The sequence below is a fragment of the Pseudomonas sp. GW823-FHT02C05 genome, from assembly GCF_058797595.1.
Genome location: NZ_JBXAJU010000002.1, coordinates 168,098 through 183,790, shown reverse-complemented (window position 1 = coordinate 183,790; position 15,693 = coordinate 168,098). Strand labels below are relative to the sequence as shown.

13 protein-coding genes are annotated in these 15,693 nt (G+C 61.6%); 11 read left to right on the top strand and 2 right to left on the bottom strand.

From position 1 onward, the window contains the following. Nucleotides 1-89 precede the first annotated feature (89 nt). The 11 genes from AC1RGE_RS11785 (at nt 90) to AC1RGE_RS11735 (ending at nt 13,092) form a co-directional block, all read left to right on the top strand. The gene (locus tag AC1RGE_RS11785) at nt 90-806 is read left to right on the top strand and encodes an SIMPL domain-containing protein (RefSeq protein WP_011059238.1); all 717 of its coding nucleotides are present in this window, start codon (nt 90-92) and stop codon (nt 804-806) included. A 195-nt stretch (nt 807-1,001) separates the two neighbouring features. Further along, nucleotides 1,002-1,565, top strand: a complete 564-nt coding sequence (locus tag AC1RGE_RS11780) for a helix-turn-helix domain-containing protein (RefSeq protein ID WP_015634148.1) — start codon at nt 1,002-1,004, stop codon at nt 1,563-1,565. Between the two features lie 265 nt (nt 1,566-1,830). Further along, a complete protein-coding gene (locus tag AC1RGE_RS11775; RefSeq protein ID WP_019096050.1) occupies nt 1,831-2,238 on the top strand; it encodes a hypothetical protein in 408 nt (135 codons plus the stop codon). Nucleotides 2,239-2,351: 113 nt separating this feature from the next. Then, nucleotides 2,352-3,977 (top strand): ABC transporter substrate-binding protein, encoded by a 1,626-nt coding sequence (locus AC1RGE_RS11770; RefSeq protein ID WP_011059237.1) that lies wholly within the window; start codon nt 2,352-2,354, stop codon nt 3,975-3,977. Between the two features lie 309 nt (nt 3,978-4,286). Then, nucleotides 4,287-5,888 carry an ABC transporter substrate-binding protein gene (locus AC1RGE_RS11765; protein WP_011059236.1) on the top strand — a complete coding sequence of 534 codons (1,602 nt, stop codon included), beginning with the start codon at nt 4,287-4,289 and terminating at the stop codon, nt 5,886-5,888. Nucleotides 5,889-6,054: 166 nt separating this feature from the next. Beyond that, entirely contained in the window at nt 6,055-7,461 is a 1,407-nt protein-coding gene (locus AC1RGE_RS11760; protein WP_492584340.1) for an OprD family porin, read from the top strand. A gap of 78 nt (nt 7,462-7,539) precedes the next feature. Continuing rightward, nucleotides 7,540-9,135 (top strand): ABC transporter substrate-binding protein, encoded by a 1,596-nt coding sequence (locus AC1RGE_RS11755; RefSeq protein ID WP_011059234.1) that lies wholly within the window; start codon nt 7,540-7,542, stop codon nt 9,133-9,135. 73 nt (nt 9,136-9,208) lie between these two features. Next, nucleotides 9,209-10,219: an ABC transporter permease subunit gene (locus AC1RGE_RS11750; protein WP_011059233.1), complete on the top strand. Its 1,011-nt coding sequence runs from the start codon at nt 9,209-9,211 to the stop codon at nt 10,217-10,219. Between the two features lie 11 nt (nt 10,220-10,230). Further along, nucleotides 10,231-11,142 (top strand): ABC transporter permease subunit, encoded by a 912-nt coding sequence (locus AC1RGE_RS11745; protein ID WP_011059232.1) that lies wholly within the window; start codon nt 10,231-10,233, stop codon nt 11,140-11,142. Between the two features lie 10 nt (nt 11,143-11,152). After that, nucleotides 11,153-12,121: an ABC transporter ATP-binding protein gene (locus AC1RGE_RS11740; RefSeq protein WP_011059231.1), complete on the top strand. Its 969-nt coding sequence runs from the start codon at nt 11,153-11,155 to the stop codon at nt 12,119-12,121. Further along, on the top strand, nt 12,121-13,092 hold the full coding sequence (locus AC1RGE_RS11735) for a peptide ABC transporter ATP-binding protein (RefSeq protein ID WP_011059230.1): 972 nt from the start codon (nt 12,121-12,123) through the stop codon (nt 13,090-13,092). Before AC1RGE_RS11740 ends, AC1RGE_RS11735 begins: the two co-directional genes overlap by 1 nt. A gap of 104 nt (nt 13,093-13,196) precedes the next feature. On the opposite strand, the gene AC1RGE_RS11730 is transcribed toward AC1RGE_RS11735, so the two are convergent. Both AC1RGE_RS11730 and AC1RGE_RS11725 read right to left on the bottom strand, forming a co-directional pair. Further along, nucleotides 13,197-13,439 carry a hypothetical protein gene (locus AC1RGE_RS11730; protein WP_015634142.1) on the bottom strand — a complete coding sequence of 81 codons (243 nt, stop codon included), beginning with the start codon at nt 13,437-13,439 and terminating at the stop codon, nt 13,197-13,199. Nucleotides 13,440-13,778: 339 nt separating this feature from the next. Next, entirely contained in the window at nt 13,779-15,362 is a 1,584-nt protein-coding gene (locus AC1RGE_RS11725; RefSeq protein WP_011059228.1) for a peptide chain release factor 3, read from the bottom strand. Nucleotides 15,363-15,693 lie beyond the last annotated feature (331 nt).

Genomic DNA, 15,693 nt, shown 5'->3' with positions numbered 1-15,693 from the left:
AATTGGCCGCAACGAGGAATAAAAACCACAGTCTGAAGGTTTCACCCAGGCTCTGACCTTATCCTGCGGACCGCACTCAAGGAGTTTTCATGCAGCATTTCAGTCGCAGCGTCGCCCTTCTCGCTCTCAGCGCCGGCACCCTCACCAGCCTGCCCGCCCTGGCCGCCGATGAACTGCACTACAACCAGATTTCCCTGCGCGCCGAAGTCAGCCAGGAAGTGGCTCGGGATCTGATGATCGTGACCCTCTACAGCGAATCGCAGAACACCGACCCGGCCAAGCTCGCCGCAGAAATCACCACCACCATGAACAAGGCCCTGGACCAGGCGCGCCAGGTCAAGGACGTGACCCTGCGCCAGGGCAGCCGCAACAGCTACCCGATCTACGACGGCAAGGGCCAGAAGATCACAGGCTGGCGTGAGCGCGCCGAACTGCGCCTGGAAAGCTCCGACTTCGCCGCGCTGTCCAAGCTCACCGGTGAACTGCTGGGCGACCTGAAGATGGGTGGCATGGACTTCGCCATCGCCGACCCGACCCGCAAGGCCAGCGAAGACGCGTTGCTCAAGGATGCGGTCAAGGCCTTCAAGGCCCGTGCCCAACTGGCCACCGAGGCCCTGGGCGGCAAGGGCTACAAGATCGTCAACCTGAACCTCAACAGCAATGGCTATCCACAGCCTTACATGCGTGCGCCGATGATGATGAAGGCCGCCAGCATGGATTCGGCCCCAGTGACACCAGAAGTCGAGGCCGGCACCAGCCAGGTCAGCATGACCGCCGACGGCGCCATCGAAGTGCTGATGCCCTGACCTTATCCCTGCGTCTTCCAACGGCGATAACCTTCGGCATCAAGGTTATCGCCGTTTTTCGTTACCGGCTATTTCAACCCGGACCCGGGGGAACCCGGCTCTGTGGTGTTAGAGTTATGCCCCGCGGTACGCAGCGGCTCAGATGTTGCTGACGTCCGCCGGGTATACTGCTTCTTTCCTATAAGAGTCTCTTCAATGACCGCAGATCGCATCGGCGAACGCCTGCGTCGCTATCGCCGCGCCGCCAAGAAAACCCTGCGCCAGATCGCCAGCGAATCCGGTCTGACCGCCAGCTTCCTCTCCCAGGCAGAGCGTAATCTCACGGGTGTATCGATCTCTTCCCTGGTCAATATCGCCAAGTCTCTGAACGTTCCGCTGAACGCCCTGTTCGACCAGCCGATCCAGGCGCAACCCGACTCCCACGACGGCAAGCGGGTGCGCTACACCATCGAAGGCCAGCCACTGGCCTACGAGCGCCTGTCCAGCTCCTTTCCCGGAAACCTGATCAACGCGGTCAAGATGAACATACCGGTGGGCTACCAGTCCGAGCTGATTTCCCATGACGGCTCGGAGTTCTCCTACGTGCTTTCAGGACAGATCGTCTACACCATCGAGGGCAGTCAATATCCCCTGAGTGCCGGTGACTCGGTGCACTTCGACGCCACCAAGACTCATTGCCTGGCCAACGTCGGCAATGGCCCGGCAGAAGTCCTGACCGTCACCACCATGGGCCTGTTCGACGACCATTCCGCGGCCTGAGCCCAGCGCACGGCCGTCAGTCGAACCCCTGGGACAAACCTGTGCACAAGGAGAAATGTTAGTCACGCTTAATTTTCGTTGACCACGATTTCAGCATGACTTAATTTCGGCATCGGCGAATCGACTATCAACAACACAACAAAGCGATCGCCGTCGCCGCACAGGGTCCATGGGGCTGCATCCACTCCCCATAAGAAGGCGAGTTTCCATGGCCCACAAGGCCAATCCTCAGATATGCCCTAGAAAAAGAAAAAATGAGGTTTGCATGGATAAGACCTTTCCGCTCCAGGTTTGGCAGACAACTGGTCTGATCCGCGGCACTACGCCGTCACAAACCCGCAGCGACCTCCACAGTGACAACCTCACTGCGAGCCCCGAATTCAGCACCTGCGACGATGTGCCGAGCACGCGCCATCGCCAGCAAAATTGCGGGCATCCGTTCTCCACGGCCTCCCTCACCCAGCCGCCCATCTCCATCCGGTCAGACAAGGCCGGGCGCCTGGGCCAAGCATCACCCGGCACACCAGCCAGCACCGCACCAAGAGTGGGCGCGATGGGCTTCGATTGCCCCGTGAAAAGGCAGCGCATGCACCACAAAACACCGGCGCAAACGATCAAATGCGTCAAGATTTATACAAATGCGTCATTCCTGTACGTTCGTTCCACTCTTTGAGACTTGTGGCAGCCCTGCATCTTGCATTGGGTATGAGGGCTGCATAAGTATCGGCGGGTCGACTCACAAGGTCGCCCTCTACACCAAAAATGACAACAAATCATGAGGCCACCATGTTCAAGAAAGCAGTCCTTCCGTTATTAGTCAGCGCCGGCTTGCTCGCCAGCGCACCCTTCGCCCAAGCGGCGACTAACCTGGTGTTCTGCTCTGAAGGGAGCCCGGCCGGTTTCGACCCTGGCCAGTACACCACCGGAACCGACTTCGACGCCTCAGCCGAAACTCTCTACAACCGCCTCAGCCAGTTCGAACGTGGCGGCACCGCGGTCATTCCGGGCCTGGCCACCAGTTGGGACATCTCGGACGACGGTCTGACCTACACCTTCCACCTGCGCGAAGGCGTCAAGTTCCACACCACGCCGTACTTCACCCCGACCCGTACTTTCAACGCCGACGACGTGCTGTTCACCTTCAACCGCATGATCGACAAGGACATGCCGTTCCGTAAGGCCTACCCCACCGAATTCCCGTATTTCACCGACATGGGGATGGACACCAACATCACCAAGGTCGAGAAAGTCGACGACAAGACCGTCAAGTTCACCCTCAAGACCGTGGACGCAGCCTTCATCCAGAACCTGGCCATGAGCTTCGCCTCGATCCAGTCCGCCGAATACGCCGACAAGCTGCTCAAGGAAGGCAAGGCCAGCGACATCAACCAGAAGCCGATCGGCACTGGCCCCTTCGTGTTCAAGAGCTACCAGAAAGACTCGAACATCCGCTACACCGGCAACAAGGACTACTGGAAGCCTGAAGACGTGAAGATCGACAACCTGATCTTCGCCATCACCACCGACCCCTCGGTGCGTATCCAGAAGCTGAAGAAGAACGAATGCCAGGTCACCCTCTTCCCGCGTCCGGCCGACCTCAAGGCCCTCAAGGAAGACAAGACCCTGAAGATGCCTGAACAGGCAGGCTTCAACCTCGGCTACATCGCCTACAACGTGATGCCGGTCCTCAAGGGCCGTACCGATGCCAACCCGCTGGCCGACCTCAAGGTGCGCCAGGCGCTGGACATGGCGGTGAACAAGCCGCAGATCATCGATTCGGTGTACCAGGGCGCCGGCCAGCTGGCGGTCAACGCCATGCCTCCAACCCAGTGGTCCTATGACACCACCATCAAGGACGCCAAGTACGACCCCGAGAAAGCCAAGGAGCTGCTCAAGGAAGCCGGCATCAAGGAAGGCACCCAGATCACCCTGTGGGCCATGCCGGTACAGCGTCCCTACAACCCCAACGCCAAGCTGATGGCCGAAATGCTGCAGTCGGACTGGGCGAAGATCGGCCTGAAAGTGAACATCGTCAGCTACGAGTGGGGCGAGTACATCAAGCGCTCCAAGGGCGGCGAGAACCAGGCGATGATCATCGGCTGGAGCGGCGACAATGGTGACCCCGACAACTGGCTCGGCACCCTGTTCGGTTGCGATGCAATGAACGGCAACAACTTCTCGAAATGGTGCGACAAGCCTTACGACGCCCTGATCAAGCAAGCCAAGGCTACCTCTGATGTAGCCAAGCGCACCGAGCTGTACAAGCAGGCGCAACACATCCTCAAAGATGCAGTACCGATGACACCTATCGCTCACTCGACGGTGTTCCAACCCATGCGCGCCAACGTGCAGGATTTCAAAATCAGCCCCTTTGGCTTGAACTCCTTCTACGGCGTCAGCATCGGCAAATAAGGCTCTGCAACGGCGACGTCCATGACGTCGCCGTTGCTTTACCAGCCCGGCCCGCTGGAGCTCGGTCTCTACTGCGCAACGACCCGCCACTGGCGCACTGTCTTGCGAATTCAGAGCCGATTCCTACAGGCATTTCAGGTTCGACGCAGTTACCGCCCGGCCCTCGACCCTCAAGGTCGGTGCAAGGCGAAGCTGCGTCTGCCAACGGGCACCTGCCGCACGTAGTGGTTTGGCATCAATGGCCTGTACAGGCTCCAGGAAGGAGTCATGGCCCATTGTTCATCACAACAAAAATGGAGAAGTACGGTCATGCGTCATTCCTGGATTTTCCCGGCCCTGCTGGGCAGCGGCCTGTTGGCCGCCAGTTCGTTCGGCACCGCCGCCGAACGCAGCCTGGTGTTCTGTTCCGAAGGCAGCCCGGCGGGCTTTGACACCGCCCAATACACCACTGCTACCGACAACGATGCCGCCGAGCCGCTGTACAACCGCCTGGTGGAGTTCGAAAGAGGCGCCACCAACGTGCTGCCAGCGCTGGCCAAGAGCTGGGACATTTCCGAGGACGGCCTCACCTACAGCTTTCACCTGCGCGAAGGGGTGAAGTTCCATAGCACGCCCTATTTCAAGCCGAGCCGAGACCTCAACGCCGACGACGTACTGTTCACCTTCAACCGCATGCTCGACGCCGAACATCCGTTCCGCAAGGCTTACCCGACGGAGTTTCCCTACTTCAACGGCATGAGCCTGAACAAGAACATCGCCCGGGTCGAAAAGACCGACCCGCTGACCGTAGTCATGACCCTCAATACCGTGGACGCGGCCTTCATCCAGAACCTGGCCATGAGCTTCGCCGCGATCCTTTCCGCCGAATACGCCGAGCAACTGCTCCAGGCCGGCACCCCGAGCCAGATCAACCAGAAACCCATCGGCACCGGGCCCTTCGTGTTCCAGCGTTACCAGAAAGACTCGCAGATCCGCTACAGCGCCAACCCGCACTACTGGGACCCAAGCCGGGTCAAGCTCGACCGGCTGATCTTCGCCATCAACACCGACGCCTCGGTACGGGTACAAAAGCTGCGGGCCGGCGAATGCCAGGTGACCCTGCACCCGCGCCCCGCCGATATCGACACGCTGAAAAACGACCCGAAACTGCAAGTCATCGAAAAGCCCGGGTTCAATCTGGGCTACATCGCCTACAACGTGCAGCACAAACCCTTCGACCAACTCGAAGTGCGCCAGGCGCTGGACATGGCGGTGAACAAGCCAAGCATCCTCAACGCCGTGTACCAGGGTGCCGGGCAGCTGGCAGTCAACGCCATGCCACCGACCCAGTGGTCCTACGACGAAACCATCAAGGACGCCGCCTACAACCCGGAAAAAGCCCGGGAGCTGCTCAAGGCCGCCGGGGTCAAGGAAGGCACGCAAATCACCCTCTGGGCCATGCCGGTACAACGCCCCTACAACCCCAACGCCAAGCTGATGGCCGAGATGCTGCAGTCCGACTGGGCGAAGATCGGCCTCAAGGTGAAGATCGTCAGCTACGAGTGGGGCGAGTACATCAAGCGCACCAAGAACGGCGAACACGACATCAGCCTGATCGGCTGGACCGGCGACAACGGTGATCCGGACAACTGGCTGGGCACGCTGTACAGCTGCGACGCCATTGGCGGCAACAACTACTCCATGTGGTGCAACCCGCAGTACGACAAGCTGATCAAGCAGGCCAAGGTCGTCACCGACCGTGAACAGCGCAGCCTGCTGTACAAACAGGCCCAGCAACTGCTCAAGCAACAGGTCCCTATCACACCGGTGGCCCACTCGACGATCAACCAGCCGCTGAGCGCGAAAGTCGAAGGTTTCAAGGTCAGTCCTTTCGGCCGCAACGCCTTTTCGGGTGTCAGCCTAGCCCCATAACCGATGAGCCAAAACCCTGGGGGCGATTTTCGCCCTCACGCAGACGCTTTGCCTGAATTCGGCGATCAAGCCGCATGCAAACGTTTGCGATGCCCTGAATGAGTTCCAAAAACCAGCCGGCCCAAAAAAACCGGCATTTAAAAAAGAAAACAAAGGAGCTTCACCCATGAAACTGAGCAGCAGCGTATTGTTAGCCTTGGCTATCAGTAGCATCACCGCCTCGGCCTATGCGGAGAACGTCAGCCAGGACTTCGTCCCGACTGAACTGAACGCCACCAGTGCCCAGGCTGAGACCAAGGGTTTTATCGAAGGGCAGAGCCTGTCGGGTACCACGCGCAACTGGTACGCCAACGAGCTGAAACGTCGTAACGACCGTTTTTCGTACAACCACAATGGTGTAGAGACCTCGACCCCGCGCCGTATCAACTGGGTCCAGGGCACCATCCTCAACTACACCTCGGGTTTCACTGAAGGCACCGTTGGCGTCAGCACGGAAGTCGCCGCCTACAACGCTATTGCTCTGGATCGTGACCGCAAGGACATCGCCGGCAAGAACAACCGCACCCTGACCCACTCCGACGGTGACGCCGTGGGCCAGTGGAGCAAGCTGGGCCTGGCCAACGTCAAGTTCCGCGTGTCCAACACCACCCTGACCGCCGGCCGGCAGAACTTCAGCACGCCGATCGTCGACGTCATCGGCAACCGTCCGCTGCCTTCGAGCTTTGAAGGGGTGAGTATCCACAGCGAAGAGTTCAACAACCTGTCGTTCGACGCCGGCAGCTTCGACCGGGTATCGCCACGGACCGAACAGAGCCTGTCCAAGTTCAGCTCCGAGTACAACAGCAACGGTGCCGAGACCGATCGCGTAAGCCTGGTCGGCGCCAACTACCAGCCGCTGAAAAGCCTGAAGACCAGCCTCTACGCCTCCAAGGTGGAAGACTTCTGGAACCAGTACTACTTCGGCGCCACCCACGAGCTGGGCGACAGCTCGGTGCTGAGCCTGACCACCGGCCTGAACTATTACAAGACCGTCGATACCGGCAAGAAGAAGATGGGCGAAATCGACAACGACACCTACTCGCTGTCCCTCGGCCTGACCCACCAGGCCCACAGCCTGACCTTCTCGTACCAGGAAATTAACGGTAACGAGTACTTCGACTACCTGCACGAAACCAACGGCATCTACCTGGCCAACTCCCTGCTCTCGGACTTCAACGGCCCGAACGAGAAATCCTTCCAGATCGCCTACGGCCTGAACATGGCCGAGTACGGCGTGCCCGGCCTCAAGTTCAACATCTACCAGGCCCGTGGCTGGGGCATCGACGGTACCCACTACAACGGCACCGCCTACAGCGGCGTCAAGGCAGACGGTACGGTCTATGGCGTACGCACCATGGACGGCGAGCACCACTACGAATACGGCATCGGTGCTTCCTACGCCGTACAGAGCGGCCCGCTGAAAGCCACCGCGATCCGTGCCACCTACACCACGCACCGCGCCAGCGAGAACCAGGCCGACGGCAACATCAATGAATTCCGACTGGTTACCACCATCCCATTCAATATTCTCTAACCCACCAGTTGAAGGGCGGATTCATGACGAATCCGCCATTCAAGCTAATCTGGTTCAATCGATTGCAGAGGGTTCCTGATGAAAATGCTTCCCCTGAAAGCGGCCGTTGGCGCCGCCCTGCTGAGCGTCGCCCTGGGCGCCACAGCCAAACCCTTGGTGGTCTGTACCGAAGCCAGCCCGGAAGGCTTCGATATGGTCCAGTACACGACTGCAGTCACGGCCGACGCAGTGGCGGAAACCATCTTCAACCGCCTGGTGGACTTCAAGCCCGGCACCACTGACATCGAGCCGGCCCTGGCCGAATCCTGGGACATCAGCCCCGACGGCCTGCAATACACCTTCCATCTGCGCAAGGGCGTCAAATTCCACAGCACCGACTACTTCACCCCGACGCGCGAGATGAACGCCGACGACGTGCTCTGGAGCTTCCAGCGCCAGCTTGACCCGAAGCACCCCTGGCATGACAAGTCCAGCGTGGGCTTCCCCTATTTCGAAAGCATGGGCTTCAAGGAACTGCTGAAAAGCGTCGAGAAGATCGACGACCACACCGTGGTCTTCACCCTGACCCGCCGCGAAGCCCCTTTCCTCGCCGACGTGGCCATGGCCTTCTCGTCGATCTTCCCGGCCGAATACGCCGACAAGCTGCTCAAGGAAGGCAAGACCTCTGAGCTCAACAGCAAGCCCATCGGCACCGGCCCGTTCATATTCACCCGCTATGCCAAGGACGCCCAGGTACGCTTCAAGGCCAACCCGGACTACTTCCGCGGCAAGCCGCCGGCCGACCCGCTGGTGCTGGCGATCACCACCGATAACAACGTGCGCCTGCAGAAACTCAAGGCCAACGAATGCCAGATCGCCCTCTACCCCAAGCCCGATGACATCCCCAGCATCAAGGCCGACGCCAATCTCAAGGTCGACGAGCTAGCCGCGATGACCACCGGCTACATCGCCATGAACACCACGCGCAAGTACATGAGCGACGTGCGAGTGCGCAAGGCCATCGACATCGCCTTCGACAAGGAAGCCTACGTCAACAGCCTGTACGGCAAGGGCAACGCCCTGGTGGCCACCGGCCCGTATCCGCCGACCCTGCTGGGCTTCAACAACAGCCTGAAGAACCCGCCCCGGGATCTGGACAAGGCCCGCGCGCTGCTCAAGGAAGCCGGCGTACCGGAGGGTACGGTTATCACCCTGTTCACCCGCAACGGCGGCGGCCCGACCAACCCCAACCCGATGCTCGGCGCACAGATGATGCAGGCCGACCTGGCCAAGGTGGGCCTCAAGCTCGACATCCGCGTGATGGAGTGGGGCGAGATGCTCAAGCGTGCGAAAAACGGCGAACACGATATGGTGTCGGCGGGCTGGGCCGGGGACAACGGCGATCCGGACAACTTCCTGACCCCGAACCTGAGTTGTGACGCGGCGAAAAACGGCGAAAACTACGCCCGCTGGTGCAACAAGACGTTCCAGGATCTGATCGACGAAGCACGCTCCGACGCTGAACCCGCCAAACGCGCCGAGCTCTATGAAAAGGCCATGCTGGTTTTCGAACAGGATCAACCGTGGATCCCCATGGCCTATCCGAAAATGTTCACCGCCATGCGCAAGAACGTCGAGGGTTATCACATTAGCCCCCTGACCACTAACAACTTCGCTACCACCCAAGTGAAGTAATAAGAAACGCCCGCCGTCCTTGACCCCAAGGATGGCGGGAACGCCTAACCGGCTGATTGAGGTACTTCAGAAGATGTTTAGTTTTATTGCCCGCCGTGTGGGGTTGCTGATACCCACATTCTTCGGCATCACCTTGCTGACCTTCGCCTTGATACGCATGATTCCCGGCGACCCCGTGGAAGTCATGATGGGCGAGCGTCGGGTCGACCCTGAGATGCATGCCCAGGCAATGGAACGCCTTGGATTGAACAAGCCGCTGTACGCCCAGTACCTGGACTACATCGGCAAGCTGGCCCACGGCGACCTGGGCGAGTCCCTGCGCACCCGCACCAGCGTCTGGAGCGAATTCACCTCGCTGTTCCCCGCGACCCTGGAACTGTCCATGGCCGCCCTGCTGTTCGCCGGCGTGCTCGGCCTGCTGGCCGGGGTGATCGCCGCCTTGAAGCGAGGGTCGCTGTTCGACCATGGGGTAATGGGGATCTCGCTGGCGGGGTATTCGATGCCGATCTTCTGGTGGGGCCTGATCCTGATCATGTTCTTCTCGGTAAGCCTGGGCTGGACCCCGGTTTCCGGGCGTATCGACCTGCTCTACGACATCGAGCCGAAAACCGGCTTCATGCTCATCGACACCCTGCTGGCCAAAGACACCGACGCCTTCTTCGACGCCCTGCAGCACCTGATCCTGCCCGCCATCGTGCTGGGCACCATTCCGCTGGCGGTGATCGCGCGGATGACCCGCTCCTCGATGCTCGAAGTGCTGCGTGAGGACTACATCCGTACCGCCAAGGCCAAGGGCCTGTCGCCGGCTCGGGTGGTGTTCGTCCACGGCCTGCGCAACGCGTTGATTCCGGTGCTGACCGTGGTCGGCCTGCAAGTCGGCACCCTGCTGGCCGGTGCGGTCCTGACCGAAACCATCTTTTCCTGGCCGGGCATCGGCAAGTGGCTGATCGAAGCCATCGGCGCCCGGGACTATCCCGTGGTGCAGAACGGCATCCTGCTGATCGCCTGCCTGGTGATCATGGTCAACTTCGTGGTGGACATCCTCTACGGCTTTGCCAACCCACGCATCCGTCATCAGCGCTGAGATCAAGACTAATGAGCACTCCAACTTCCTCAGTAGCAGTCGATCAAAGCCTGCTCTATCCGTCCGTCTACAAAGAATTCTGGCAGCACTTCTCCCGCAACAAGGGCGCGGTGGCCGGCCTGCTGTTCATGCTGCTGATCGTGTTCTGCGCACTGTTCGCGCCCTGGGTGGCGCCGCACAACCCCAGCGAGCAGTACCGCGACTTCCTGCTGACCCCTCCGGCCTGGCTCGAAGGCGGCCAGATGCAGTTCCTGCTGGGCACCGATGAACTGGGCCGCGACCTGCTCTCGCGCCTGATCCAGGGTTCGCGCCTGTCGCTGCTGATCGGCCTGTCGTCGGTGGTGATGTCGCTGATCCCGGGGATCCTCCTCGGGCTGTTCGCCGGCTTCTTCCCGCGTTTGCTGGGCCCGACCATCATGCGCCTGATGGACATCATGCTGGCCCTGCCCTCGCTGCTGCTGGCCGTGGCCATCGTCGCCATCCTCGGCCCAGGCCTGATCAATACCGTGATCGCCATTGCCGTGGTGTCTCTGCCGTCCTATGTACGCCTGACCCGCGCCGCAGTGATGGGCGAACTCAACCGCGACTACGTGACCGCCGCGCGCCTGGCCGGTGCCGGCCTGCCACGCCTGATGTTCATCACCGTGCTGCCCAACTGCATGGCACCGCTGATCGTCCAGGCCACCCTGAGCTTCTCCTCGGCGATCCTCGACGCCGCCGCCCTGGGCTTCCTCGGCCTGGGCGTGCAACCGCCGACTCCGGAGTGGGGCACCATGCTGGCCTCGGCCCGGGACTACATCGAACGCGCCTGGTGGGTCGTGAGCCTGCCGGGCCTGACCATTTTGCTCAGCGTGCTGGCAATCAACCTGATGGGCGACGGCCTGCGCGATGCGCTGGATCCGAAACTCAAGAACGCCGCCTGAGGAGATTCCCATGTCACTGCTAGAAATCAAGAATCTCAATGTCCGTTTCGGCGACGCCACGGCGGTGCCGGTGGTCGATGGCCTCGACCTCAAGGTCGACAAGGGCGAAGTGCTGGCCATCGTCGGCGAGTCCGGCTCCGGCAAATCGGTGACCATGATGGCCCTGATGGGCCTGATCGAGCACCCCGGCATCGTCACCGCCGATGCCCTAAGCTTCGACGGCCGCGACATGCTCAAGCTCAGCGCGCGCCAGCGCCGGCAGATCGTCGGCAAGGACCTGGCCATGGTCTTCCAGGACCCGATGACCGCGTTGAACCCCAGCTACACCGTGGGCTTCCAGATCGAGGAAGTGCTGCGCCTGCACCTGAAGATGTCCAGCAAGGCCGCACGCAAGCGCGCCATCGAACTGCTGGAAAAGGTCGAGATCCCCGGCGCCGCCAGCCGCATGGACGCCTACCCGCACCAACTGTCCGGCGGCATGAGCCAGCGGGTGGCAATCGCCATGGCGATCGCCGGCGAGCCCAAGCTGCTGATCGCCGACGAACCCACCACCGCCCTGGACGTGACCATCCAGGCGCAGATCATGGACCTGCTGCTGAACCTGCAGAAAGAGCAGAACATGGGCCTGGTGCTGATCACCCACGACCTCGCCGTGGTCGCCGAAACCGCCCAGCGGGTGTGCGTGATGTACGCCGGCCAGGCGGTTGAGGTGGGCCAGGTACCGGAGCTGTTCGACATTCCCGCGCACCCCTACAGCGAAGCGCTGCTGGCGGCGATTCCCGAGCACAGCCTCGGCGCCACTCGCTTGTCGACCCTGCCGGGCATCGTCCCCGGGCGCTACGACCGGCCTCAAGGCTGCCTGCTGTCGCCGCGCTGCCCCTACGTGCAAGACAACTGCCGCGCCCAGCGCCCCAGCCTCGACCCGAAAGCCGCCAGCCTGGTGCGCTGCTTCTACCCGCTGAATCAGGAGGTGGCGTAATGGCCGTCGTTCTTACCGCCCGCGACCTCACCCGTCACTACGAAGTGTCCCGTGGCCTGTTCAAGGGCCACGCCACCGTGCGCGCACTCAACGGCGTGTCCTTCGAGCTGGAAGCCGGCAAGACCCTGGCAGTGGTGGGTGAATCCGGCTGTGGCAAATCCACCCTGGCGCGGGCCCTGACCCTGATCGAGGAACCGTCTTCCGGCTCGCTGAAGATCGCCGGCCAGGAAGTCGCCGGTGCCGACAAGGCCCAGCGCAAGCAACTGCGCAAAGACGTGCAGATGGTGTTCCAGAGCCCTTATGCCTCGCTCAACCCGCGGCAGAAGATCGGTGACCAGCTGGCCGAGCCGCTGCTGATCAACACCAAGCTGTCGGCCGCCGAACGCCGGGAAAAAGTCCAGGCGATGATGAAGCAGGTAGGCCTGCGCCCCGAACATTACCAGCGCTACCCGCACATGTTCTCCGGGGGGCAGCGCCAGCGTATCGCCCTGGCCCGGGCAATGATGCTGCAGCCCAAGGTGCTGGTGGCGGACGAACCGACCTCGGCCCTGGACGTATCGATCCAGGCCCAGGTATTGAACCTGTTCATGGACCTGCAGCAGGAATTCAACACCGCCTACGTGTTCATTTCCCACAACCTGGCAGTGGTGCGCCACGTGGCCGACCAGGTGCTGGTGATGTACCTCGGCCGGCCGGTGGAAATGGGCCCCAAGGAGGACATCTACACCCGCCCCCTGCACCCCTACACCCAGGCCCTGCTGTCGGCGACACCAACCATCCACCCGGACCCGGACAAGCCGAAGATCAAGATCGTCGGCGAGCTGCCCAACCCGCTGAACCCACCACCGGGCTGCGCCTTCCACAAGCGCTGCCCTTATGCCACCGAGCGCTGCAGCACTGAAGAGCCGGCCCTGCGCCAGCTCGACAGCCGCCAGGTGGCCTGCCACTACGCCGAGCAATTCGTGCTGTAGCGGCCATGAAAAAGGCGCTCCCGGATGCCTCCGGGAGCGCCTGAACCTTGTTCGACCCGCCCCCGGCGACGGATTGCGCATCAGTCCGTCGTCGGGGGTTTCTTTTAGCCCTGGCTGTCGCCGTCATCCTCGTCGGTGGTCTGGTCGTCATCGCCGGAACTGCCACCCTGGCCCTCATCGCCCGGCTCCGATTCGGACTTGGCAAGCATCTGCACCGGTGCGCTCTGGCTCGAGGAGTAACCCGGCTCGCTCACCTGCATCAGGTTGTGGGCCCAGGCCGCCGAGGTTCCGAGCGACAGCATCACCAGCACTTTGATCAACAGCACAACGCGTTGGAAAATTCTCATAGCCGATTCCATCCTTTCATAGGTGAATCATCGATGGCTGCGCGCCAGCCTTGCGGCGGCCACAGCACTGTCTGAAACCTAGTCGTGATATCCCGGCTTTTCCAGATAGCTCCCTATCGATTCCCGAGCCGCCAAAGCCCTTCCGACTAACGGCGCTCCCTTGAAAACACCACACCCCGCAGGAGCCGGCTTGCCGGCGAAGAAACCCGCAAGCCAGGCACAACAGCGTCCGCCGCCTTCGCTGGCAAGCCGGCGCCTACGGGGCGGCGGCAGGCCAATCCTGCGCGCAAAAAAAAGCCCCGCTGTCTGCACAGCGGGGCTCGGGGGTGACCGGCGAACTTAGTGGTGTTCGCGGGTGGCGCGGAATTTCACGTCCGGCCAGCGCTCTTCCATCAGCGCCAGGTTGACCCGGGTCGGCGCCAGGTAGGTCAGGTGGCCGCCGCCGTCCAGGGCCAGGTTTTCCACCGCCTTGTTGGAAAACTCTTCGAGCTTCTTCTTGTCGCTGCATTCGATCCAGCGGGCTGACCACACGGTGATCGGCTCGTAGGAGCACTCAACCTTGTATTCCTCCTTCAGGCGGCTGGCCACCACGTCGAACTGCAGCACACCCACGGCGCCGAGGATGATGTCGTTGCTGCGCTCGGGGAAGAACACCTGGGTCGCGCCTTCTTCGGCCAGCTGTTGCAGGCCCTGGCGCAGTTGCTTGGACTTGAGCGGGTCCTTCAGACGCACACGGCGGAACAGCTCCGGGGCGAAGTGCGGGATACCGGTGAAGCCCAGCGCCTCGCCTTCGGTGAAGGTGTCGCCGATCTGGATGGTGCCGTGGTTGTGCAGGCCGATGATGTCGCCGGCATAGGCCTCTTCCAGTTGCTCACGCTCGGAGGAGAAGAAGGTCAGGGCGTCGCCGATGCGCACGTCCTTGCCAGTGCGCACGTGGCGCATCTTCATGCCTTTCTCGTACTTGCCCGAGCAGATACGCATGAAGGCGATGCGGTCGCGGTGCTTGGGGTCCATGTTCGCCTGGATCTTGAAGATGAAGCCCGAGAACTTCTCTTCCTGGGGGGCCACGCTGCGCTCGTTGGCAACGCGGGCCAGCGGCAGCGGCGCCCAGTCCACCACGGCGTCGAGCACGTGGTCGACACCGAAGTTGCCCAGCGCGGTCCCGAAGAACACCGGCGTCAGCTGGCCGTCGAGGAACTCCTGCTGGTTGAACTCGTGGCAGGCGCCCTGCACCAGTTCCAGCTGCTCGATGAAGCGCTCGTACTCGTCACCCAGGTGGGCCCTGGCTTCGGCGGAGTCGAGCTTTTCGATGATCTTGGTTTCGGTGCGCTCGTGGCCGTGGCCCGGGGTGTAGACGATGATGTAGTCGCCCGCCAGGTGGTACACACCCTTGAAGTCGCGGTAGCAACCGATCGGCCAGGTGATAGGCGCGGCCTTAATCTTCAGGACCGCTTCGATTTCGTCCAGCAGTTCGATCGGGTCGCGAATGTCCCGGTCGAGTTTGTTGATGAAACTGACGATGGGCGTATCGCGCAGGCGGCAGACGTCCATCAGGGCGATGGTCCGTGGCTCTACGCCCTTACCGCCGTCGAGCACCATCAGCGCCGAGTCCACCGCGGTCAGGGTGCGGTAGGTGTCTTCCGAGAAGTCTTCGTGGCCGGGGGTGTCCAGCAGGTTGATCATGTGTTCGCGATAGGGGAACTGCATGACCGACGTGGTAATGGAAATACCCCGCTGCTTCTCCATCTCCATCCAGTCGGAAGTGGCGTGGCGGTCGGACTTGCGCGATTTGACGGTACCCGCCACCGCAATGGCCTTGCCCATCAGCAACAGCTTCTCGGTGATGGTGGTCTTACCCGCATCCGGGTGGGAAATAATGGCGAAAGTGCGGCGTTTCGCGACTTCGGCGGCCTGTTGGGTCATGGGAAATCGCCTGGCGGTGATCAAAAAAGGGCGCAGATTATAGCCCAGACATAGCCTTGCGGGCCACAGCTCACCCCGTCGCCCGGGCGACCGGACGGCAGATTAGCGGTGGCTAAATGCTGCCAATTATGGAACCTTTTAAAACGTGGAGACGTCCACTCCCCTGTCACGCACTGTCGTCAGGGGCTGAAATATCAGCAAGTTAGCTTGACGAAGCTGCGCTCATGGCCCGTTCACCCGCCGCTCTGCCGGCGCTCGACGAGCTGCTTTTCGCGCGTATTTTCCCGGCAGCCAGGAATGGCCCTGCCACACGGGAAAGTGCCCGCCGACC